Genomic DNA, 21,966 nt, shown 5'->3' with positions numbered 1-21,966 from the left:
ACGGGTGCTTTTTTGTCTTATATTTGATTACCGCGCTTAAGTCTGGTATAATTGGCTAGTAAATTTTTTGGATTGATTTTTTGCCATTTTACAGGGAACTTTATGAGCAAGGGGGAACAGCATGTTCCCCCTTAGGCAGATTTAAGGTTTAATGCTAAAAATCGAGATTTTCAGGGATGTATTTGGCTTAAGCGGGGTTTGTAGTCTGAAAAAACGGTAAGACTATCGAAGTATCCCACAATTGCCTTGCACATAGAGTAAATAGTGTTTTAAGGGGGAGAATATATGTCAGTCTCAGTAGAAAATCTTGCAAAAAATGTTGTGGCTCTGGAAGTCACCGTTGAAGCAGAAAAATTTGTTAATGCGGTCAATCAAACGGCTAAAGGTCTGGCTAAAAGAGTGAATATTCCCGGGTTCCGCAAAGGAAAGGCTCCGCGAAGAATGGTGGAGCTTCATGTGGGCAAAGCAGCTCTTTATGATGAAGCTCTCGATAAGGTCATCGGACCGGCTTACGCTCAAGCTGTTGCAGAAAGCGGAATTCGTCCTGTTGATCGTCCCGACGTGGAACTGGTACAGGTCGAAGAAGGCAAAGAACTCATTTTCAAAGCCAAAGTTGTCGTTCGTCCCGAAGTAGTACTGGGTGAATACAAAGGCTTGAATGTCGAACAAAATGCCGCTACCGTGACCGAAGAGCAAGTTATGGAAGAACTGAAAGGCAGACAACAGCAGCATGCACGGCTCTTAACCATAGAAGACGGCAAAGTTGAAAACGGTGATATCGTTACTCTTGATTTTGAAGGCTTTAAAGATGACCTTCCTTTTGCAGGCGGCAAGGCTGAAAACTATGAGCTTGTTATTGGTTCGGGAACGTTTATTCCCGGGTTTGAAGAAGGTCTCATTGGTGCTGAAATCGGACAACATGCTGATGTCAACGTTACCTTCCCTGATGAATATCATAGTGCAGAGCTAGCAGGGCAGAAGGCTGTCTTTAAAACGGATATTAAAAAAATTCAACGCAAAGAACTTTCACCATTGGATGATGAATTTGCCAAAGATGTCAGCGAATTTGAAACCTTGGATGAATTGAAAACCGATTTGCGGAATAAATTAATGAAGATCGGTGAATCAAAAGCTAAAGATGACTACCTTAAAGCAGTTATCACTAAAGTGGTAGACAATGCTAGCGTCGAGATTCCGGAAGTTATGTTTACGGAACGAATTAACGACATGGTGGAAGAATTAAACAACAACCTCATTGCGCAAGGAATGACTATGGATCAGTACTATCAGTTTACCAACTCATCTGAGCAAAAAATGCGGGAGCAACTACGTCCTCAAGCTGTCGAAGGCGTAAAAACTGATTTAGTTTTAGAAGCTGTTGCCAAAGCAGAAGGAATTACGGTTACAGAAGACGAAGTAAATGAAGGAATCCAAAAACTTGGTGAGCGTTTTAAACAAGACCCTGCAGTGCTCAAGCAATCCCTTATGGAGCGTGGACAGATGGAGTTCTTTAGGCAAAATCTGGTCCAAGAAAAAACTGTCAACTTTTTAGCGGAACAGAACGCCTAAACTGCGCCTTAAGGGAAATTCTGAGGTATAGAGGTGAGAGGATGGCAAAGTACACCGACGATAAAAATCAACTAAAGTGTTCATTTTGCGGTAAGACCCAGGAGCAAGTTAAGAAACTGGTTGCCGGTCCGGGCGTTTATATTTGCGATGAATGCATTGAACTTTGTAATGAGATTATTGAGGAAGAGCTCACCGATGATCTTGGCGTAGAAATTGGGGACATCCTGAAGCCTAAAGAGATCCGGGCGATTATTGATCAATATGTAATTGGCCAGGAGCAAGCTAAAAAGGCTCTTTCCGTGGCTGTATACAATCATTACAAAAGAATAAACTTAGGCATGAAAATCGATGATGTGGAATTACAAAAATCCAACATCATTATGCTGGGACCTACGGGTTCAGGAAAAACTTTGCTGGCCTCGACTCTGGCGAAGGTTCTTAACGTACCTTTTGCTATCGCGGATGCCACGTCTCTTACAGAAGCGGGTTATGTCGGCGAGGATGTTGAAAATATCCTTTTAAAGTTAATCCAGGCTGCTGATTACGATGTTGAAAAAGCGGAAAAGGGTATTGTATATATCGATGAAATCGATAAAATAGCCCGCAAATCAGAAAACCCTTCGATAACCCGGGATGTGTCCGGAGAAGGGGTTCAGCAGGCTTTGTTGAAAATTCTCGAAGGAACTGTGGCCAGCGTCCCTCCTCAAGGCGGACGAAAGCATCCCCATCAGGAATTTATCCAGCTTGATACCACCAATATCCTGTTTATTGTGGGTGGCGCCTTTGACGGGATTGAAAAGATCATCCAAAACCGCGTTGGAGAAAAAACCATGGGTTTTGGAGCGAATATCCAAAATAAAAAGGATATGAAAATTGGAGAAGTTCTCAAAGGGATTTTACCCGCCGACCTTCAGAAGTATGGGCTGATTCCCGAGTTTGTGGGACGTCTTCCCGTCATTGTTACTTTAGAAGCGTTGGATGAAGCAGCCTTAGTCCGTATCTTGACAGAGCCGAAGAACGCTCTCGTCAAACAGTATCAAAAGCTTATGGAATTAGACGGTGTTACTTTGGAATTCAAGGATACTGCTCTCACTTCTATAGCGGAAGAAGCTATACGCCGGAATACCGGGGCACGGGGCCTGAGAGCTATCGTTGAAGAGCTGATGATGAACGTGATGTACGATTTGCCTTCACGCACGGATGTCACAAAGTGTGTCGTTACCCAAGAAGTGGTTTTAAAGAAAGAAGAGCCTATGCTCGTCATGGCTGATAAGGTTAAAAAAGGTAAGAAAGAAGAATCAGCTTAAGTGAAGAGCGTTTACCGGCTCGGAAGCAAAAACTGGCTTAAGGCAGATATCCCCCGATCATTGGATTTTATGAGGGTTAGAGATAACAGATAAACGATACGATATGAATGAAGCCGCAGCAAACTGCTTTTAGTTTGCTGCGGCTTTTTGTACAGTCAGAAAGCATAACTTCGTTAATTCTTTCCTTCCGCATCAGGGCAATTAGGCAGCGGCCTGCGCCGAAGGCTTGGCGCCAGCCAAGTTTTCTTTATCCGCGCCACACAGGGCGATTGAATAAGTCTCATGCTCCAGCGAAGCTCTCCCTCAGGTGATGGATTTCTGCAGTGCCGCAAATACATCCTGATCGTCTGTTAAAATTAAGCATTTTTTTGTAGTTTGTGAAATTAGATGTTTTAATTTTTGCCCCGTGGCAATACTAACAGTGAGAAATCAGTGAGAGGAAATGAGTGTATGAGTGGACTGAGCGGAATAGTCATGGTCGTTCAGTTGGTTTTCGCTGTTGTCATCGGGCTCTATTTTTGGGGGATGCTCAAATCACAACAAGGAAATAAAATTTCCGTTGAACGAGAATCACGTAAAGAACTTGAAAAGTTGCAAAAGATGCGTAAAGTAGCCTTAACAACTCCTCTGTCCGAAAAAACCCGTCCCGTTCACTTTGCTGAAATTATCGGGCAGAAAGAGGGAATTAAAGCCTTAAGAGCCGCCCTCTGTGGTCCTAATCCCCAGCATGTGCTGATTTACGGTTCACCGGGTGTAGGGAAAACTGCAGCCGCCCGGCTTATTTTGGAAGAGGCTAAGAAAAATCCTCTGTCCCCTTTCAAAGAAAACGCTTGTTTCACAGAAATTGACGGTGCAACGGCACGTTTTGATGAGCGGGGAATTGCCGATCCCCTGATTGGTTCAGTTCATGATCCTATTTACCAAGGGGCCGGTGCTATGGGTTTGGCCGGAATTCCTCAGCCCAAGCAGGGAGCGGTCACTAAAGCTCATGGAGGCATATTGTTCATTGATGAAATAGGTGAACTCCATCCGATTCAAATCAATAAACTTTTGAAAGTCCTGGAAGATCGCAAAGTAATTCTGGAAAGTGCTTATTATAGTTCAGAGGACCCGAATATTCCCCAACATATCCACGATATTTTTCAAAATGGGCTTCCGGCGGATTTCCGCTTAGTAGGGGCAACGACTCGAAGCCCGGAGGAGATTCCGCCGGCGATTCGCTCGCGCTGTATGGAGGTTTACTTCCGGGGCTTATTGCCTGATGAAATCGGGGAGATAGCCTGTGTGGCCGCAGCCAAGATGGATATGCCCTTTACCCCGGCGGCAATTGATGTGATTAAACAATTTGCCTCCAACGGACGGGAAGCAGTCAATATGGTCCAATTAGCCGCAGGAGTTGCTTTGACAGACCAATTGAGCGAAGTGGATGTGGAAATTGTAGAATGGGTAGTTACAACAGGTCAGTACACTCCGCGTCCCGAGAGAAAAGTCCCCTTGGAAGCCAGTGTTGGAGTGGTCAACGGTTTAGCCATTTACGGACCCAACATGGGAGCTTTATTAGAGCTTGAAGTAACTGCTCTGCCTGTTGCCCCGGGAACCGGAACTCTGCTGGTAACAGGAATAGTAGAAGAAGAAGAACAAGGCAGTGAAGGGAAGAAGATCCGGCGCAAGAGCATGGCCCGCAGTTCCATAGAAAATGTCCTGACAGTTTTGCGGCGACAGCTTGGAATTCAACCTGCAAATTACGATCTCCATGTTAATTTTCCCGGCGGGGTTCCTTTAGATGGGCCTTCGGCAGGAATTGCCATTGCTACGGCCACTATTTCCGCAATTCTGCAAAAAAAAGTGGATAATTACCTGGCAATGACCGGAGAGTTGTCGATTCGGGGGAGGGTTAAGCCTATCGGCGGCGTTGCAGCCAAGATTGAGGCGGCCAAGCAGGCAGGGTGCAAGCGGGTCCTGATTCCTAAAGAAAATTGGCAGGAGCGTTTTGCTGAACTTGAAGGGATAAAGGTTATTCCCGTCGAGGAGCTCACTCAAGTTTTAGAGTTGTCTATGCCTTCCGGCATAAAATTAGAAAAAGCCGAAATGCGTCCGCCGCTTGAAGAAGTCTTAAGCTGTTTGGATTTTGCCGTCAATAAAGTGGTTAACAATGCGGCTGTAAATTTGCCTGATCGAGGCAAAACATGTTAGAATAGGAGAAGATAAGTTTGGCACACTAGCTGTAGTGTGTCTTTTTCTATAGATCTAATAGGGGGGATTTTAAGTGAGTAAAGAACGTGAATTACCATTGCTCCCGTTGCGTGGAATTCTAGTATTTCCGTATATGGTTATTCACCTTGATGTTGGCAGAGAGCGTTCCATGGCTGCGATTGAAGAAGCAATGCTCGGAGAACGAATTATTCTCTTAACTTCACAAAAAGAAACAGAAATTGATTCTCCGACAACGGCCGACTTGTACACCATGGGTACGGTGGCGGAAATTAAGCAGCTCCTGAAGCTTCCGGGAGGTACTATGCGTGTCCTGGTCGAAGGAATTTCCCGGGGACATGTGTTGGAATTTCTTCAAGAGGAACCGTTTTTCAAAGTTCGGGTTGAAGAATTAACTCAGGACAAGGTACCTGTAACGACGGAAACGGAAACGTTGGTTCGAGGAATGACCCATCAATTTGAAGAGTATGCCCGGTTAAGCAAGCGCGTACCGGTTGAAACCTTAGGTACGGTGTTGGCTGTAGAGGAACCAGGTCAGCTTGCGGATATTGTCGCTTCTCATCTCAACCTTAAAGTTCCCGACAAACAAACGATCCTGGAAGCTTTGGTAATTAATGAACGTTTGGAACGTCTGACCGAACTTATCATGCGTGAGATTGAGATTATGGAATTGGAACGCCGCATTGGTTTGAGAGTGCGCAAGCAGATGGATAAGGCCCAGAAAGAATATTACTTACGCGAACAAATTAAAGCGATCCAGAAGGAATTAGGCGATAAGGATGAGCGTCAAGTTGAGGCTGATGAATATCGGGAGAAGGTAGCCAAAGCCAAGTGCCCTAAAGAGGTTGAACAGAAAGCTCTGAAGGAAATTGAGCGTTTGGAGAAAATGCCCCCCTCCTCGGCTGAAGGTACTGTCGTGCGCACATATTTGGATTGGCTTTTAGCCCTGCCCTGGACGAAGGCTTCAAAAGATAAAATAGATCTTGGCAAAGCCGAAACTATTCTCAATGAAGATCACTATGGACTGGAAAAAGTCAAAGAACGGATTCTGGAGTTTCTGGCTATTCGCAAGCTGACTCCCAAAATGAAGAGTCCGATACTCTGCTTAGTGGGGCCGCCGGGCGTTGGCAAGACGTCTCTGGCCCAATCTATCGCCCGCTCTTTAGACCGAAAGTTTGTGCGGATGTCTCTGGGAGGCTTGCGTGATGAAGCCGAAATCAGAGGACACCGCCGCACGTATATCGGGGCTTTGCCGGGACGAATTATTCAGGGAATTCGAACCGCCGGAACGCGCAATTCTGTCTTCCTGCTGGATGAAATCGACAAGATGTCCTCAGATTTCCGCGGTGACCCGGCTTCTGCTTTGCTCGAAGTACTGGACCCCGAGCAAAATTCCACCTTTACGGATCATTATTTGGAAGTACCTTTTGATTTGTCACAAACCTTTTTTGTGCTGACGGCAAATACCTTGGAAACCATTCCCCGCCCGCTCTTGGACAGGATGGAAGTAATCACGCTAAGCGGCTACACTGAAGACGAGAAAGTAAATATCGCTAAGCGTTACCTTGTTCCCAAACAAATGAAAACTCACGGACTTAAGGACGATGTTTTTTCTTTGGATGAAGGGATGCTGCTTAAACTGATTCAGAATTATACGAGGGAATCCGGGGTGCGGAATTTAGAGAGACAAGTGGCGAATGTTTGCCGAAAAATTGCCGTTCGCCTGGTAAAGGAAGATTGGGAGCCGCATCCTTTGACTATTGAGGACCTCGAAGCGGCCTTAGGTGCGCCGCGCTATCATTTCCAAGTGGCGGCTAAGGCTCCGGAGATCGGAGCAGTGACTGGACTGGCCTTTACGGAATTGGGAGGGGTAGTCTTGACCATTGAAGTGACCCCTTTGCCCGGCAAAGGACATTTAACTCTGACGGGCAAATTAGGGGACGTTATGAAAGAATCGGCTCAGGCAGCCTGGACCTTCATACGTGCCTATGCTTTGGAGCTGGGGATCGAAGAGGATTTCTATGAGCGCACGGATCTTCATATCCACGTTCCGGAAGGTGCCATTCCTAAAGACGGTCCTTCCGCCGGAATTACCATGGCAACGGCTATGGCCTCCGCTTTATCAAAACGGGCTGTGCGTTCGGATCTGGCTATGACGGGAGAAATAACTCTAAGGGGAAATGTATTGCCGATCGGCGGAGTTAAGGAAAAGGTTCTGGCAGCCCATCGGGCGGGAATTAAGGTTGTCTTGCTTCCGGAAGAAAACCGCAAAGACCTTGAGGAAGTTCCGGAGAAGGTTCGTAAAATCCTTGAGTTTCACTTTGTCAGCCGAATTGAAGAAGTCCTGCAACTGGCCCTTTTGCCTTTAGCTCATTCGGATGAAGTAGCAGGAGAAGCTTCAAGACATGCCGTTTACGGAACAAAAGGAATTCCCGTGGATAATACGCAGCCTGAGGAGCGGCCTGTTGTGTCATAAGGAAAGTTGCCTCCCAGTCAGGGCGACCGTACAGTATCAGGGTATTTTGGCGCGTTTGGCGCTCCTCACGCTGTACCGTCGTCCTTGTACTTTAGGACTAAATAGTTATAAAGGAAGATGGAATCTTGATTATAATTCGGAAAGCTGAGTATGTGGCATCCGCTGTTAAATATGAACAATACCCTACCGGAGGTCTGCCGGAAATTGCGATGGCAGGACGCTCTAATGTGGGCAAGTCCTCGCTGATTAACCGCTTTTTAGGGCGCAGGAACCTCGCGCGGACGGGAAATACGCCTGGGAAAACTCAGACTCTTAATTTTTATCGCGTTAATGACGCGTGGTTTTTGGTTGATCTGCCCGGTTACGGATATGCCAAGGTGGCCAAGTCGGTCAATGCCCAATGGGGTTCCATGATGGAAACTTATTTTAAAAAGCGGGAGTTTCTTAAAGCAGTGATTCAAATTGTGGATATCCGTCATGCGCCAAGTCGTGAAGATATGGAAATGCACCGATGGCTGCGGATGAGACAGGTTCCAACTATGGTTGTAGCTACCAAAGCAGATAAAATCTCGCGCGGACAATGGTCTAAACATTTAACGATTATAGCTAAGTCTTTGGAAATCGAGGATGTTTCTGTCATCCTGCCTTTTTCGGCTCAAACCGGGGTAGGGGTAGAGGACTTGAATGAAGCGTTTGAGGAAATGGGACTAACGTGACACAGCCCGCTCGTCGTGTCACGTTAGTTCTTGGCTCATGTATCAATATTAAAACAAGGGATGTAAAAGGATCAGGCTAAGAGAGTGCTCTTGAACATGATTCTTTTTTATTTGACAAGACAGGATGGATAAAACAATTATTTCATTAAATTAAAGTTAAAGCTCGGCAGCCGGCACTTTCGGCAGTCGAGCTTTTATTATGAAAATGTTATCTATCTATATGTATAGGTTTATTTATTAATCATGTTTCGAAGATAAAGATTGGAGGCCAAGTTTCCAGTCTAAATGAATGACTGGCCTCGTATAGTTACAGTGGGGAATGCTTTGACAGCCTATTGAGCTAAGGAAAGGAGAGAAGGGCTTGAGAGATGTCATTATGCTCATTGTAAGCTTAGGGATAATTCTAATTGGGGCTGAGGCCTTTACAAACAGTATAGAATGGTTAGGGCGAAAATTAAAGCTTGGGGTCGGTGCCGTCGGGAGTATCCTTGCGGCTGTGGGGACCGCTTTACCCGAGACAATCGTTCCGATTATTGCTTTTTTAGGTTTTAAGGAAGGAACAGAGGGGGCGGATATTGGCATAGGAGCTATTCTTGGCGCCCCTTTTATGTTAGCAACCCTGGCTTTTTTTATAACCGGATTGGCGGCGCTTTTGAGTCGCCGGACGAACCGCCCTTTGAAGCTGGATGCCAAAGTCGTGCAGCGAGACTTGAAGTTTTTTCTTGTCGTCTACACTATTGCCATATTGGCTTCTTTTTTGGGAAATCAATTTTATAAAACCCTGGCAGCCGGGTTTCTGATTTTAGCTTACTTAATCTATGTCCTCTTGACTCTGAGTTCAAGTAAAGGAGGACATCAAGAGGAAAAATTGGCTTCACTTTACGTAGCTCGGGGAGTTAATAATCCGACAATGGCCTCCGTTATTCTGCAGATCTTCCTGGCCTTAATTGCCATTCTGTTTGGGGCTCATCGCTTTGTCAATGCGGTTCAGCCAATCGCCGTTTCTTTGGGAATTCCTGTCTTTGTGCTTTCTTTAGTTATTACGCCGGTAGCCACAGAGCTCCCGGAGAAGTTTAACAGCGTGCTTTGGATTTTGCGCGGCAAAGACACTTTGGCGCTGGGGAATTTGACGGGAGCTATGGTTTTCCAAAGCTCCGTGATTCCGGCGATCGGGATTGCGCTTACGCCTTGGAAATTGGATATTTTGGCACTTTGGAGTGCACTTTTAGCCTTAGGTTCAGCGATGATTCCTTTTTATTCACTGCGCCGCAGAGAAGTTATTCATCCCTCAGCTCTCTTAATGGGAGGGATCTTCTACGCAATTTTTATTCTGTCGATGCTTCGATTTCAGATCCAGTAAGCTCGGCAATGAGCATGCCTCCCAAGACTAATACAGCCCCCAATAACCCTTTGAAGGATAGCACTTCGCCTGCCAGAAAAAAACCTGAAATGGCTGCGAAGACGGGCTCCATAGAAAATATCAGGGCCGTATGAGTAGGCGTAGTGAATTGCTGCATTTTAGTCTGCACAAAAAACGCTATTGAAGTGGCGGGAACTGCGGTGACGAGCAGGCCAAGCCAAGCCGTAGAACTAAAATGCAGCGGAGGCTGGGGTAAAATCACCGAGAAAATCCCGCTTAAAATACTGACAGTAAGAATTTGAGCACCGGCTAAGACCGTGGCGTTCGTTTGCGGAGCGTAGCGCCCGACAAAGTAAATATGTAAGGCAAAGCTAAAAGCGCAAATGAGAACCATGAGGTCTCCTTTGTTTAATTGAAAGTGATCTCCCAGAGAGAGCAATGCTAAGCCTGCTAAAGCACTGATAATGCCAAGGAAAAGACTTGGCCGGGGGAGTTTCCTGGTTGTCACGGTAACTAAGGTAGGGACAATGACTACCGAAAGCCCTGTAATAAAACCGGCGTTAGAGGCCGTTGTAAATTGAAGCCCTAGTGTTTGCCATGTGTATCCGGAAAAAAGAAAGACCCCGACGGCCATGCCTTTGAGAACAGTCTTTCTGACGATATGGGCTCTCTGAAGCCAAAGGAAGGGCAATAAGCTTAGGAAGGCGAGAAAAAAACGGATGGCGAGGAAAGGAAATGGGGGAAGATCCGCAATGGCCCACTTAACAATCACAAAGGTCGACCCCCAAATGAGAGTCACCAACAGCAACGAAAAATCAGCCCACTGAGTACGAGATAGTTTCAATTTGATGTCAGCCCCTTGATTTAAGATTTGTCATGTTCCTCTTCTAAGTGAGGTTATTCACTTATTCTTCTGGAAATCAGGTATCGGAATTTTAATGTTGCGCATAAACTAAACACACTGGTTAAAGTATGGGAGTATAGAGAATAGTGAAGGCCGTCCCGTAAAATACGCAACGGCCTTTTTAAATACACAGATTGCTTTGGCACTAAAATCACGCAATTCTAGTATAACGGAACACAGGCTAACTGAAAAGCTAAAAGTTAACCCTTGCCTCCTTCATGAGGTCTTGGCAAAACAGGCTGGCTTGAATCGTCTATAGGAATATAAATCGGCTGGGGAGCACAGGCAGGGGGCGCTGAGCAGGGGGCGCATTCACTGCAATATTGCTGCTTGGCTTGACAAAATAGATAGTAGTGGCGTTCTTCATCAGCAGCCATTTCAGTCAAGATCGCCTGGATTTCCGGAATGGGAATTTTGTGTGCAAGATCAAGATACAGGCGGTGAGCTTTGGCCTCATCCTCAATATTCGTATCAATAAGTGCGCAAAGTTCGCTGGTGTAATTGATAAAACGAGAGCGCCAGTCAACCCAGTGCCCACTGCTTAAAGATCCGTATCTGGGATCGACACCCAGATGGCGTAGGGCTAAGGCCAGCTTTTCCAGATGCCGGATTTCATCGTAGGCAATCGGTCTGAATAAAGCATCAAACTCCGGACGATCCAGCAATACAGCCTGATAAAGGTAAGTGGTGATGGCTGTTAGTTCAGAATCCGTACCCGCATAAGCCTCGTAAAGCCAAATGGCGTATGTAAAGTTTGGCTCGGGTATTTCTTGCGGTTGCGGTTCATGTGTGCCCAGGACGGGCAGCAAGAGTATTTGACCGGCGTAAATTCGATCGGGATGCTTTAAATGATTAAGCTGAATAATTTCAGTCATTTCGACAGAATACGCTTTGGCAATTTTATAAATGGTGTCTCCCGCTTGCACTACATAGCGTGCATAATCCATTCTCGGATTCCTCCTTTACTTGGACATTTGGACATTCCTGTCCGGCGTATCCCCGCTCTGCTGACCACCCGTGCCAAGACAGTGTCTTCGGGCGTCAGCCAATTTTTGTATGTCACAGTACACTATATTCTCAAGGTATGAAGCATGGTAATGGATAATTATGGACATTTGTGGAATGTATCGGACAGGTCCGGCGTATTTATAGATGACAGAGATGTATTATGTCCGAACAATTATGGAAAAAATTAAACAGGGAGGAGTAAGCTATGCTTTCATCCGTTTTAAAAGGAATTACCACAGCTATGCTGGTGACGGTTTTAACCCTTTTGGGGGGAGTGGTATGGGAGGCGATAGGCTTCGGAGGATGGAATATTTCCAGTCTGCTGGATATTGGGCTCTTAGCAAGCTGTATAATTGGCGGGTATCGTACAGCCAAAGAAACTGGAGAATGGCTGACGGGTGGAATTACGGGAGCCGGCTATGTTACGGTGGGAACTTCGTTGCTCGCCCTGTTCTTGCCCATACGGGTATGGGGGTTTATCCAGGTCTTAGGGGAAGGAATCATCATAGGTTTAGTGGCCGGTGCAGTCGGAGCGGGGAGGCCTAAGGGAAAGGGTTCAGGTTCATGGCCCGGAAGAAAGGCCCAAGCCGGCTATAGGCCTTACTACGCCGGATATGGCAGTGGGGAGCGAACAACTGATTTTGACTGGGAGACAGAAGATAATCTGTCAAAGAATCAAGAAAAACAAGGGAACGCCTTCGGGGATGACTTTGATTTTGGGGTTACCGAGTCGGAGCTGAACTCGGGGACGAAAGATTTTGAAACGGTTCCGGAAGTGGAATGGCCTTGGGATGACAATTACGGGAAATTTAATAAAGCTGAAATTCAGGAGGAAGAACCGGTCAAGTTTGAGGAGGCAGCGAAAGTGAGTGAGGACAGTAAAGCAAATGAAGGAAAGCCCTGGTGGGAATAACCTTCCCGGCTAAAAGCCCAGGATGCATCAGCCAGGGTGAACGGTTGAGGAATTGTTAAAATAAATTAAAGTAATTTCAGAAAGTTAATTTCAGAGCTAAGAAGGAATCATAGGTTTTAGGGAGAACTCTGAGTTTAAAGCAAGAAGCAGTGATTCAGGTATTCAAGCTTTTGGCAAGGGAACACTATAGGGGAGGCATATAACTATGAATTTTCTTGAATTGGCTCAGACACGCAGGAGTTTGCGAACATATTTAGATAAGCCCGTTGAGAAGGAAAAATTGGAATATGTATTGGAAACGGCTCGTTTAGCACCTTCCTGGAAAAACATGCAGTGTTGGCGCTTTATTGTTGTGGAGGGTAGGGCAGAAAAAGCGGCTTTAGCCGAAAGTATGGGAGATATGAATCCCGGCAGAAAAGCTTTAACCGGCGCTCCGGTTGTTGTCGTGCTCTGTGCGGTGCCCAAGGAATCGGAAGTGTGGGAAGGAAAAGACTTTATGATGCTTGATGCCGGATTGGCGATGGAACACCTCATATTAGCCGCCACGGAACAAGGTCTGGGGACATGCTGGCAGGGCTTATTTGCCGAGCAAAAAGTCAAAGAAGCTCTGAATGTTCCTGAGGATGTAAGGGTACTGGCGATGACGCCCCTGGGATACGCGGCTGAAGAACGGCGCCCCCGTCCCCGCAAGACAATGGCGGAGATCACTTTCCGGGGAAAATGGGGTCAGCAATAATTAAGGTATACAAGCTTAAAAGTTCAAGCGATATGAGGCTTATAAATAAAGGGAAAGATGGCAGGACGGCCATCTTTTTTACTGTCGGAAAGCATAATGTTATGAATGCCGCCAGAGAGCGGCAGGGCAACTATTTGTCTGGTTTTAATGCCCACATGGTAAGCAGGGTGTTGGAATATCGTGTGAATATTCTTCGGCAACCGGTATAGACTACTGAAAGGTGCTTGTACGGTTTATAGTGAAGATGGGGGATTGACATTGTTGCTTGAGACTGCACTGCTTATTATTGCTCTTTCAGCAATTGGAGCAATCATTGCGGGAATAATACTTTTCAGTTTGTTCTATTTCCTGGGAAAACGTTTTTTTCGCACATTGGTTCAGCGCTTATTTGGTTTGGTTTTGGAAAGACTGTTAGATGACAAATACCATGAGAATTTAATGGAACTTTGGGGAGCTGTTCGTCGAACATCGGTGCAAAATATCCTGGAAATCAGTTTGCGGGCAGAACAGGGAAAACTCATTGAACGGCCTTTAGGTTCTTCGAGGCGGCTGCCTCAATATGATAATTTGATGTTTGTTCCTGCTCAGATGGCCCGCTTACCTAAAGAAGCAAGGGTTGCCGTTGATATGTGTGTCACTCTCGGTCCTAAAGCCCAAAAACCTCTGACAATAGAAACTCCTCTCATGATTGCGGGTATGGGCTACGGCATAGGGCTCAGTGAGCAGGCCAAAATCGCCCTGGCCAAGGCGGCAAAACAGCTTAAAACTGTTACCAATTCCGGAGAAGGCCCCTATCTGCCTGAAGAACGGCAAGAAGCGGGAAAGTTTGTCTGGCAAATTAGCCGAAGTCCCTGGGGACGCTCTCCCGAGGCTATAGCAGCGGCAGATATGCTCGAAGTGCAAATGGGCCAGGGTGCGAGAATGGGCCCGTTTACGGTTGAGCCTAACGCCGTTAAAGGAAAAGCCCAGAAACTAATGGGCATTTCTCCTGTTGAAACAGTTATCACGCCTGCCGTTACTCCGGGGATTCAGAGCCCTTGGGATTGGATCAACTATGTTCGGGACTTGCGTGCCGAGGCGGGGGGGAAACCGATCGCTTTGAAAATTATGGCGACAGGTGGCATAGAAAGAGACCTGGCAGTGGCTTTAGAGGCAGGCTTCGATGTGATTGTTGTCGATGGGTCGCAAGGCGGAGCTTCCGGTGCCTCGCCAATGATTTGCGATGATTTGGGAATCCCGAGCCTGCTGGGTCTGGTACGGGCCGAACGGTTTTTGCGTGAACAAGGTGCCCGTCAAGATGTAAGTTTGGTAATTGCCGGTGGATATGCTACGCCGGGAGAGTGCTTAAAGGCCATAACCCTGGGGGCCGATGCTCTTTATTTGGGAACGGTTCCTCTGTTTGCTTTAGTTCATCGCCAAATCCATAAGGTGCTTCCTTGGGAACCATTGACCCAGTTAGTCTGGTACAATTCGCCTTATAAAGAGCGTTTGGATATTGCTTTGGCAAGCAGGAGCGTAGTCAATGTTTTAAAATCCATGACCATGGAGATGGAAGAAGGAGTGCGGGCTTTGGGGAAAACGTCTTTGTCGGAACTCGGCCTCAATGACCTTGTGGCTTTGGATGACTGGACAGCCAGGGTGACCGGCGTAAAGCGCGCTTATCCCTGGGAAGATCAAATTTCAGGGAATTGAGGCCGCAAATTTTGACATTAGCTAATGATCCGGGTATAATGTATTCAATAAAATATCGGAAAAACTCGATGAATGTGAGGAATAGTGCAAGGTTACCGTTCAGAGATAAGGACCGTGGCTGAGAGGTCTTTTCGGGAAAGCACTTGGGTCGCACAGGAGAGGCAGAAGGGAACAGAGTACTTTCTGACGGTAAAACCCGTTAGTCAACAATGAGCGCGAAACGACTAAGCCTAAGGTTGTTTTGCTGAATTAAGGTGGTACCACGATAGCTTTTCGTCCTTTGACCGGATGGGAGGCTTTTTTTGTGCTAGGCCGCCGCCTTTTCCAAGGCTGACAAGTGCAAAGACACTGTCTTGGGGCGCCGGTCAAGTTTTGTAATTTATCTGGGAAGGAGTTAGAACAATATGGATGAATTATCTAAAAAAGCAGAAACTATAGAAATGGCTAAAGCTTATGAGCCAAGCCAGGTGGAGGGAAAATGGTATCCCTTCTGGGAGAAAAACGGTTTTTTTCACTCGGAAGTGGATGAAGGAAAAAAGGCCTTTAGTATTGTCATGCCTCCGCCAAATGTAACAGGTGCTTTGCACTTGGGTCACGCCCTGGATGGCACAATCCAGGATATTTTGACCAGGTATAAGCGGATGCGGGGATATAATGCCCTCTGGCTGCCCGGAACGGATCACGCCGGGATTGCCACTCAAGCAAAAGTGGAAGCGCAGTTGGTGAAGGAAGGTATGAGACGTCAGGAACTGGGGCGGGATAAGTTTTTAGACCGGGTCTGGGAATGGAAAAAGCAGTACGGCGGGCGGATCACTCAACAGCTGCGGCGTTTAGGGGCTTCTTGCGACTGGGAACGGGAACGGTTCACTATGGATGAAGGCTGCTCGAAAGCGGTGCGGGAAGCGTTTGTGGACCTCTACCGGCAAGGTTTGATTTACCGGGGGAACTATATTGTAAATTGGTGTCCAAAGTGTCACACGACGATCTCCGACATTGAAGTTGAGCATGTGGACAGAGAGGGAAACTTGTATCATTTAAGCTATCCGGTAAAAGATAGTGATGAGACGCTAGTTGTGGCGACTACAAGGCCGGAGACGATGTTGGGCGATACGGCGGTTGCCGTGCATCCGGATGACGAGCGTTATCAGCACTTAATCGGCAAAACTCTGGTCTTGCCTCTGATGGAGCGGGAAATCCCCATTATTGCGGATGAGTATGTGGACCGGGAGTTTGGTACCGGCGCTGTAAAAATTACTCCTGCTCACGATCCTAACGACTTTGAAATTGGACTGCGGCATCAATTGCCTCAGATTGTCGTTTTGGACAAAGAAGCCAGAATGAATGAATATGCCGGAAAATATCAGGGTATGGAACGATTCGAGGCCCGCAAAGCGATTGTGGAGGATCTAAAAGCGGCCGGAGTTCTGCTCAAAATAGATTCCCATGCCCATGCCGTTGGGGAATGTTACCGCTGTGCCACGGTCATCGAACCCATGGTCAGCAAACAGTGGTTTGTAAAAATGGAGCCTTTGGCGAAGCCGGCGATTGAAGTCGTTAAGGACGGCCGCTTGAAGTTTGTCCCGGAACGCTTCGACAAAATATATCTGGGGTGGATGGAAAACATTCGGGATTGGTGTATCTCGCGTCAGCTCTGGTGGGGACACCGCATTCCGGTCTGGTATTGTGAGGACTGCGGGCAGGAGATCTGTGCCAAGGAAGATCCCGCGATTTGCCCAAGTTGCGGAGGAGGACATCTTAAGCAAGACCCGGATGTTTTAGATACTTGGTTTTCCTCAGGGCTTTGGCCCTTCTCCACCATGGGCTGGCCGGAAAAAACCCCTGAATTGAGTCAGTTTTATCCGACAACAGTTTTGGTGACAGGGAGAGATATCATCTTTTTCTGGGTAGCCCGCATGATCTTTATGGCCATGGAGTTTCGGAAAGAGGTGCCTTTTCCTCAAGTCATGATTCATGGTCTTGTCTTGGATGCCAAAGGCCGGAAGATGAGCAAATCCTTGGGCAATGGAGTCGATCCGATCGAAGTTATTGAGCAGTATGGAGCGGATACACTGCGCTTTATGCTAATCACGGGGAATACGCCGGGCAATGACCTGCGTTTTCACCCGGAACGCCTGGAGGCAACGCGCAATTTCTGCAATAAAATTTGGAATGCCTCCCGTTTTGTCCTCATGAATTTGGAAGACTACGAGGCCGGGCCTCGCGGAGAACTCACCTTAGCCGACCGCTGGATCTTAACCCGCTACGCTGCGACTATCGAGAAAATCACCGAAGCTTTGGAAGCCTTCGATCTCGGTGAAGCCGGGAGAATCCTTTATGAATTCATATGGAATGAATTTTGCGATTGGTATATTGAACTGACGAAGCCGCGTCTCTACAATAAAGAAGATAAGCTCGCCCGCCACACCGCCCAGTCTATTTTGCTCGAAGTGCTTGAGGGAACTTTGCGTTTGCTGCATCCGTTTATGCCCTTCCTGACGGAGGAAATCTGGCAGAATCTCCCCGTTCAAGGAGTGAGCATTATGATGCAGTCATGGCCTGAGGTACCGGCATATCATGAGGAAGAGGCTGTGCAGGATATGACTCTTCTGATGGAAGCCATTAAGGCGATCCGCAACATTCGGGCGGAAATGAAAGTTTCTCCCGCACAGAAAGTAGAGATTTTAATTCTTGCCGCTGACCCGAATCAACGGCTTGTCTTGGAAAATGGAAAAGCGGATATTCTTAAGCTTGCCGGAGGAGCACGTGTAGAACTATTTGCAGCTATGGCTGAAAAACCGTCTCAAGCAGCCGGCGCCGTATTGGAAGGGGTGGAAATTTATCTTCCTTTGAAAGGGTTAATGGACTTGGATAAAGAAATAGCCCGTTTGGAAAAGGAGATAGCTCTCGTGCTTGCCGAACAGCAGGTGCTGGAGACTAAGCTGAATAATCCGGGCTTTACGAACAAAGCGCCGGCGGCCGTCGTGGCTAAAGAGCGAGAAAGGGCGGAGGGCCTGTCGGCCCGGAAAACAGCCTTAGAGGAGCGTCTGGCGGAACTGCAGACGAGCAAATAGTAATAGGGGGGGAATCGATATGAAGGCAATGGAACTTGAACAAAATTATCAAGCGAGTCTCGATTATCTTGTCAACCTGACGACATTTGGTATGAACTTCGGGTTGGGGAGAATCCAGGAGCTTCTTAAGCGGCTAGGAAACCCGGAAAAGAACTTGCGCGTTGTTCATGTGGGGGGTACCAACGGTAAAGGCTCGACGACTGTGATGATCGCCCGGATTCTGCGGGAGGCAGGGTATAAAGTCGGAGTTTTTACGTCGCCCCATCTGCACGATTATCGTGAGCGTATGACTATCAACGGACAAATGATTCCCAAAGAAACGGTCATCCGGCTGATTTCCTACGTTCGTCCCCATTTGGAGGAGATGGTTGCCCAGGGCTTTGAACATCCTACGGAATTTGAGGTCAGCACTGCTTTGGCCTTGCTCTATTTCGCCCGGGAAGATGTCGATTATGCCTTAATCGAAGTAGGATTAGGCGGGGCCATAGACTCGACGAATGTCGTTACTCCTTTAATTTCAGTGATAACGAATGTAGCGATGGACCATATGGATTATTTAGGGCCGGATGTGGTCTCAATTGCCAAAGTTAAGGCTGGGATTATCAAGCCTCAATCGATTGCAGTCACGGCGGCTCAAGACCCGGAGGTAATTCAAGTCCTGCGCGACAAAGCCCAGGAAGTCGGTGTTCCTCTGTGGCTGGTCGGAGAGGATGTCAGTTGGGAGAGCAAATGGAGCGGTGAGCTTGAGCAGGAGTTTGACCTGGTCGGGCTGCATTCGACTTATTATAAATTGCGTCTGCACCTGATTGGGCTTCATCAGTTGCGCAATGCCGCCACAGCCGTGACGGTCTGCGAACTTCTGCAAAGCAAGTATGAAGTTGCGATACCCAGAGAGGCTATATATGCCGGACTGCGCAATGTTGAATGGCCGGGCCGGCTGGAATTGCTTTCTCTAAAACCCAAAGTTTTATTAGATGGTGCTCACAATGTTGACGGAGCTCAGGCCTTGTCCGCGGCCCTCTCTCTCTATGAGCGCGAGCGCCTGATACTTTGTCTGGGAATGTTGGCAGATAAAGAACGGGAAAAGGTTGTGGATATGCTTGTCCCTTTGGCGGATGAAATTGTCATCACCCGTCCCAATTCTCCGCGAGCCGGGGACTGGAGGGCCTTGGGAACTTTAGCGGAACAGCACGGCAAGCCCGTTCACTGTATCGAAGATCCTAAAGAAGCGGTAATTTATGCCTTGACCCGTGTCGGAGAAAAAGACCTGCTTTGTGTAACAGGTTCTATCTATATGCTGGCGGATGCCCGGCAAGCCTTGATCGCTAAGCTGAAGAAATAATAACAAAACGTTACTATAACGGCTTAACTATCGACAATTCCTTTGTTTTAAAAAGTTGTTTCGAAAAACTTAATATTTTTTTTACACAAACCGGCAAAGATTTGATACAATACTCCGTGGAATGAATGGGATCTGTGTGGAGACTGAAAATTTTAGGTTGGGGGTCATTTTTTATGTTCGGTTTATCGCCTAAAGAAGATAAATTTTATTTACTCTTCTCCCAAAGTACCGAAATTATCGCCAAAACGTTAAAGAGGCTTCAAGGCATCATGCAGCAAGACTCCGTGTCTGCGGAAGACGCCGCTCAAATGCACCGGTTCGAACATGAGGCAGACAAGGTTACCACGCAAATTCTTGAACGCTTGAATTCCACCTTTATTACCCCTTTGGACCGTGAAGATATCTATAAACTTGCTCAAGTGTTGGATGATATCGTTGATTTCGCCGAAGGTACCGTGGAACGGATGCTTCTCTACCGTACAGGAAAACCCTCGCTTGGAGCTCAGGAACTTGTTCATCTGGTTGAATTGGCAACAGAGCAAATTCAAGCGGCCTTTGCCTGTTTGGGCAACATTCATTTTAAGAAATCCACAATCCTGTCCGCAGCCGAGGAAATTTACAATTTAGAAAGCGCCGGGGATAAGCTTTATCGTCAGGAAGTAGCCCGCCTTTTTGAATTTGAAAAAGACCCCATTGAAATTATTAAGTGGAAAGAAATATTAGAGCATATTGAAACAACACTTGACCATTGTGAATCGATCGCTGATCTTCTCAAAAGCGTGGTCTTAAAGTATGACTGATATTGGTGTGCTGTTAGTTATAGTAGTGTTCCTGGCTTTAGTCTTTGATTATATTAACGGTTTTCACGATACGGCCAACGCTATTGCTACGAGTGTATCTACTCGGGCACTCACTCCAAAGCGGGCGGTGTTTTTGGCAGCCGGTTTCAACCTGTTTGGCGCACTAATCAGTACCGGTGTGGCCCAAACCATAGCCAGAGATATCGTATCTCCCAAATTGACGACTCAAGAGGTGGTTATTGCCGCCTTGCTCAGTGCAATAACCTGGAACCTTCTGACCTGGTATCTGGGGATTCCCAGCAGTTCTTCCCATGCTATCGTTGGTGGGATAGCGGGAGCGGCCGTTGCAAAAGCAGGATTTGGAGTTTTGCAATGGGGAGGGTTAGGCAAAATCCTCTCGGCTTTAATTTTTTCGCCCATAGTAGGTATGATTTTAGGCTTTATCATTATGAAATTATTAAACTATATTTTTGGCCGTTTTTCCCCCTCTCGGGTCAATCATGGCTTTAAGAAAATGCAAGTCCTTTCGGCAGGACTGCTGGCCTTTAATCACGGTTCGAATGATGCTCAAAAATCCATGGGAATTATCACAATGACCCTGATAGCAACAGGGATACAGGCTCAAACAGTTTTAGCTCCTCCACTGTGGGTTAAGTTGGCCTGTGCTCTGGCCATGTCTCTGGGAACCGCGGCAGGGGGCTGGAAGATCATTCACACGATGGGCGGGAAAATTTTCAAGCTTGAACCCATTAACGGGTTTGCGGCAGATCTGAGCTCATCTCTTGTTATTTGGACTGCGACAGTATTTCCGAGCCTTCATCTTCCCGTCTCGACGACACACGTTGTTTCGGGTTCCATTATGGGAGTCGGGAGTGCCAAAAGAGTTTCGGCTGTGCGTTGGGGGGTCGCTCAACAAATGCTGATTGCCTGGGTTGTGACAATCCCGGCCACGTCCGCTGTTGCGGCGCTTTACTATTTTGTGCTTTCAAGGTTCATGTAAATAGTGTAAATTCTATTAACAGAGTTGCAGCCAGATGTTTGGAGTTTGGGTAACTCTGTTTTATGTTTTCATTCTATTTTTAAGATCTCTGACATATCTTCCGTTAGAAGGGTTGTCCGGTCTAAACGGAAGGAGAAGAATTATGAAACGTTTTGAGCGTCTGCGCATGTTCATTGTCATAATCTTAGGGGGACTGGCTCTGGGACTGCTTACCTGGGGTATTGGCAAGGTTTATTTGGAACTTGTCGGACATTCCGGCGGGGTAAAAACTCAAAGTGCTCAAAAGAGCAATCTTCCAACAGATCAGGGGAAGGGTGCCGTACTGGTACTTCCCAAAGCTGCTTTTTGGACCTGCCAGCTTGGAGTTTTTAAAAGTGAAGAGAATGCTCAAGCTTGTCTGAAACAGCTGGGGGAATTAGCTTCCGCGGGCGGAGTTATAAGCGAAAATCCCTGGATTGTAGGGATTGGTCTCGGGCATTCTGCTCAAGAGTTGGGCGGATTAAAACAATCTCTGGCTCAAAAGGGAGTTTTTGTGGTCGTCAAGCGGATAGAGCTTCCCGAGCGGACGTTTCGCATCACGGGAAACGGTTCCCGCCTGACTATGGAATTGCTGACGAATGTTAATAGTTTATTACAAAATGGAATAAGTCCTCAAATATTGGCTCAAGAACAACAAGCCTGGAATTCCCTGGCCGGAAGTCATCCTCCGGCAGAATTAGTTCAGCTTCATCAACTCTATAGCCGGCTTGGAGAGCAGAGCGGTCCTGAGGAGCGGTGTAGTTTAGGATTATCATTATATTTTCAAGCAATGAGGATTATAAATGATTTTTCTGGGAAATAATAGTTATAGATTAACTAAGG

16 protein-coding genes and 1 other annotated feature are annotated in these 21,966 nt (G+C 46.9%); of the genes, 14 read left to right on the top strand and 2 right to left on the bottom strand.

From position 1 onward, the window contains the following. Positions 1 to 285: 285 nt before the first annotated feature. The 6 genes from tig (at position 286) to REC12_RS09530 (ending at position 9,639) form a co-directional block, all read left to right on the top strand. Positions 286 to 1,569, top strand: coding sequence for a trigger factor (gene tig / locus REC12_RS09555; RefSeq protein ID WP_308893910.1), 1,284 nt, complete (start codon positions 286 to 288; stop codon positions 1,567 to 1,569). A gap of 41 nt (positions 1,570 to 1,610) precedes the next feature. Continuing rightward, on the top strand, positions 1,611 to 2,876 hold the full coding sequence (gene clpX / locus REC12_RS09550) for an ATP-dependent Clp protease ATP-binding subunit ClpX (RefSeq protein WP_308893908.1): 1,266 nt from the start codon (positions 1,611 to 1,613) through the stop codon (positions 2,874 to 2,876). Between the two features lie 450 nt (positions 2,877 to 3,326). Then, positions 3,327 to 5,069, top strand: a complete 1,743-nt coding sequence (gene lonB / locus REC12_RS09545; protein ID WP_308893906.1) for an ATP-dependent protease LonB — start codon at positions 3,327 to 3,329, stop codon at positions 5,067 to 5,069. A gap of 73 nt (positions 5,070 to 5,142) precedes the next feature. Beyond that, positions 5,143 to 7,563, top strand: coding sequence for an endopeptidase La (gene lon / locus REC12_RS09540; RefSeq protein WP_308893904.1), 2,421 nt, complete (start codon positions 5,143 to 5,145; stop codon positions 7,561 to 7,563). A gap of 125 nt (positions 7,564 to 7,688) precedes the next feature. Beyond that, on the top strand, positions 7,689 to 8,279 hold the full coding sequence (gene yihA, locus REC12_RS09535; RefSeq protein WP_308893902.1) for a ribosome biogenesis GTP-binding protein YihA/YsxC: 591 nt from the start codon (positions 7,689 to 7,691) through the stop codon (positions 8,277 to 8,279). A gap of 361 nt (positions 8,280 to 8,640) precedes the next feature. Next, entirely contained in the window at positions 8,641 to 9,639 is a 999-nt protein-coding gene (locus REC12_RS09530; protein WP_308893901.1) for a sodium:calcium antiporter, read from the top strand. Here the strand turns inward: REC12_RS09530 and REC12_RS09525 are convergent. Continuing rightward, positions 9,605 to 10,483, bottom strand: coding sequence for a DMT family transporter (locus REC12_RS09525; RefSeq protein ID WP_308893899.1), 879 nt, complete (start codon positions 10,481 to 10,483; stop codon positions 9,605 to 9,607). The two genes, REC12_RS09530 and REC12_RS09525, sit on opposite strands and share 35 nt — an antisense overlap. 260 nt (positions 10,484 to 10,743) lie before the next feature. Beyond that, positions 10,744 to 11,490 carry a LysM peptidoglycan-binding domain-containing protein gene (locus tag REC12_RS09520; protein ID WP_308893897.1) on the bottom strand — a complete coding sequence of 249 codons (747 nt, stop codon included), beginning with the start codon at positions 11,488 to 11,490 and terminating at the stop codon, positions 10,744 to 10,746. Positions 11,491 to 11,756: 266 nt separating this feature from the next. On the opposite strand from REC12_RS09520, the gene REC12_RS09515 reads away from it, so the two are divergent. The 8 genes from REC12_RS09515 to REC12_RS09480 all read left to right on the top strand — a co-directional run bounded on the left by REC12_RS09515 (position 11,757) and on the right by REC12_RS09480 (position 21,946). Beyond that, a complete protein-coding gene (locus REC12_RS09515) occupies positions 11,757 to 12,464 on the top strand; it encodes a hypothetical protein (RefSeq protein WP_308893895.1) in 708 nt (235 codons plus the stop codon). Between the two features lie 205 nt (positions 12,465 to 12,669). Then, entirely contained in the window at positions 12,670 to 13,200 is a 531-nt protein-coding gene (locus REC12_RS09510; RefSeq protein ID WP_308893893.1) for a nitroreductase family protein, read from the top strand. Between the two features lie 258 nt (positions 13,201 to 13,458). Then, positions 13,459 to 14,892, top strand: coding sequence for an FMN-binding glutamate synthase family protein (locus tag REC12_RS09505; RefSeq protein ID WP_374214194.1), 1,434 nt, complete (start codon positions 13,459 to 13,461; stop codon positions 14,890 to 14,892). 59 nt (positions 14,893 to 14,951) lie between these two features. Continuing rightward, positions 14,952 to 15,176: a binding site (T-box leader), on the top strand. A gap of 120 nt (positions 15,177 to 15,296) precedes the next feature. After that, complete coding sequence (locus tag REC12_RS09500; RefSeq protein ID WP_308893892.1) at positions 15,297 to 17,963, top strand: valine--tRNA ligase; 2,667 nt, start codon at positions 15,297 to 15,299, stop codon at positions 17,961 to 17,963. Positions 17,964 to 17,982: 19 nt separating this feature from the next. Then, on the top strand, positions 17,983 to 19,305 hold the full coding sequence (locus REC12_RS09495; protein ID WP_308893891.1) for a bifunctional folylpolyglutamate synthase/dihydrofolate synthase: 1,323 nt from the start codon (positions 17,983 to 17,985) through the stop codon (positions 19,303 to 19,305). A 173-nt stretch (positions 19,306 to 19,478) separates the two neighbouring features. Further along, on the top strand, positions 19,479 to 20,105 hold the full coding sequence (locus REC12_RS09490; RefSeq protein ID WP_308893889.1) for a DUF47 domain-containing protein: 627 nt from the start codon (positions 19,479 to 19,481) through the stop codon (positions 20,103 to 20,105). After that, complete coding sequence (locus tag REC12_RS09485) at positions 20,098 to 21,105, top strand: inorganic phosphate transporter (RefSeq protein WP_308893887.1); 1,008 nt, start codon at positions 20,098 to 20,100, stop codon at positions 21,103 to 21,105. The genes REC12_RS09490 and REC12_RS09485 overlap by 8 nt, the downstream gene beginning before the upstream one ends. 142 nt (positions 21,106 to 21,247) lie before the next feature. Next, positions 21,248 to 21,946, top strand: coding sequence for an SPOR domain-containing protein (locus REC12_RS09480; RefSeq protein ID WP_308893886.1), 699 nt, complete (start codon positions 21,248 to 21,250; stop codon positions 21,944 to 21,946). Positions 21,947 to 21,966: the final 20 nt, after the last annotated feature.

Source organism: Candidatus Desulfosporosinus nitrosoreducens (assembly GCF_030954495.1).
GTDB classification, from domain to species: domain Bacteria; phylum Bacillota; class Desulfitobacteriia; order Desulfitobacteriales; family Desulfitobacteriaceae; genus Desulfosporosinus; species Desulfosporosinus nitrosoreducens.
The sequence above is the reverse complement of the archived record's forward strand: the minus strand, read 5'-3'. Positions and strand labels throughout refer to the sequence as shown.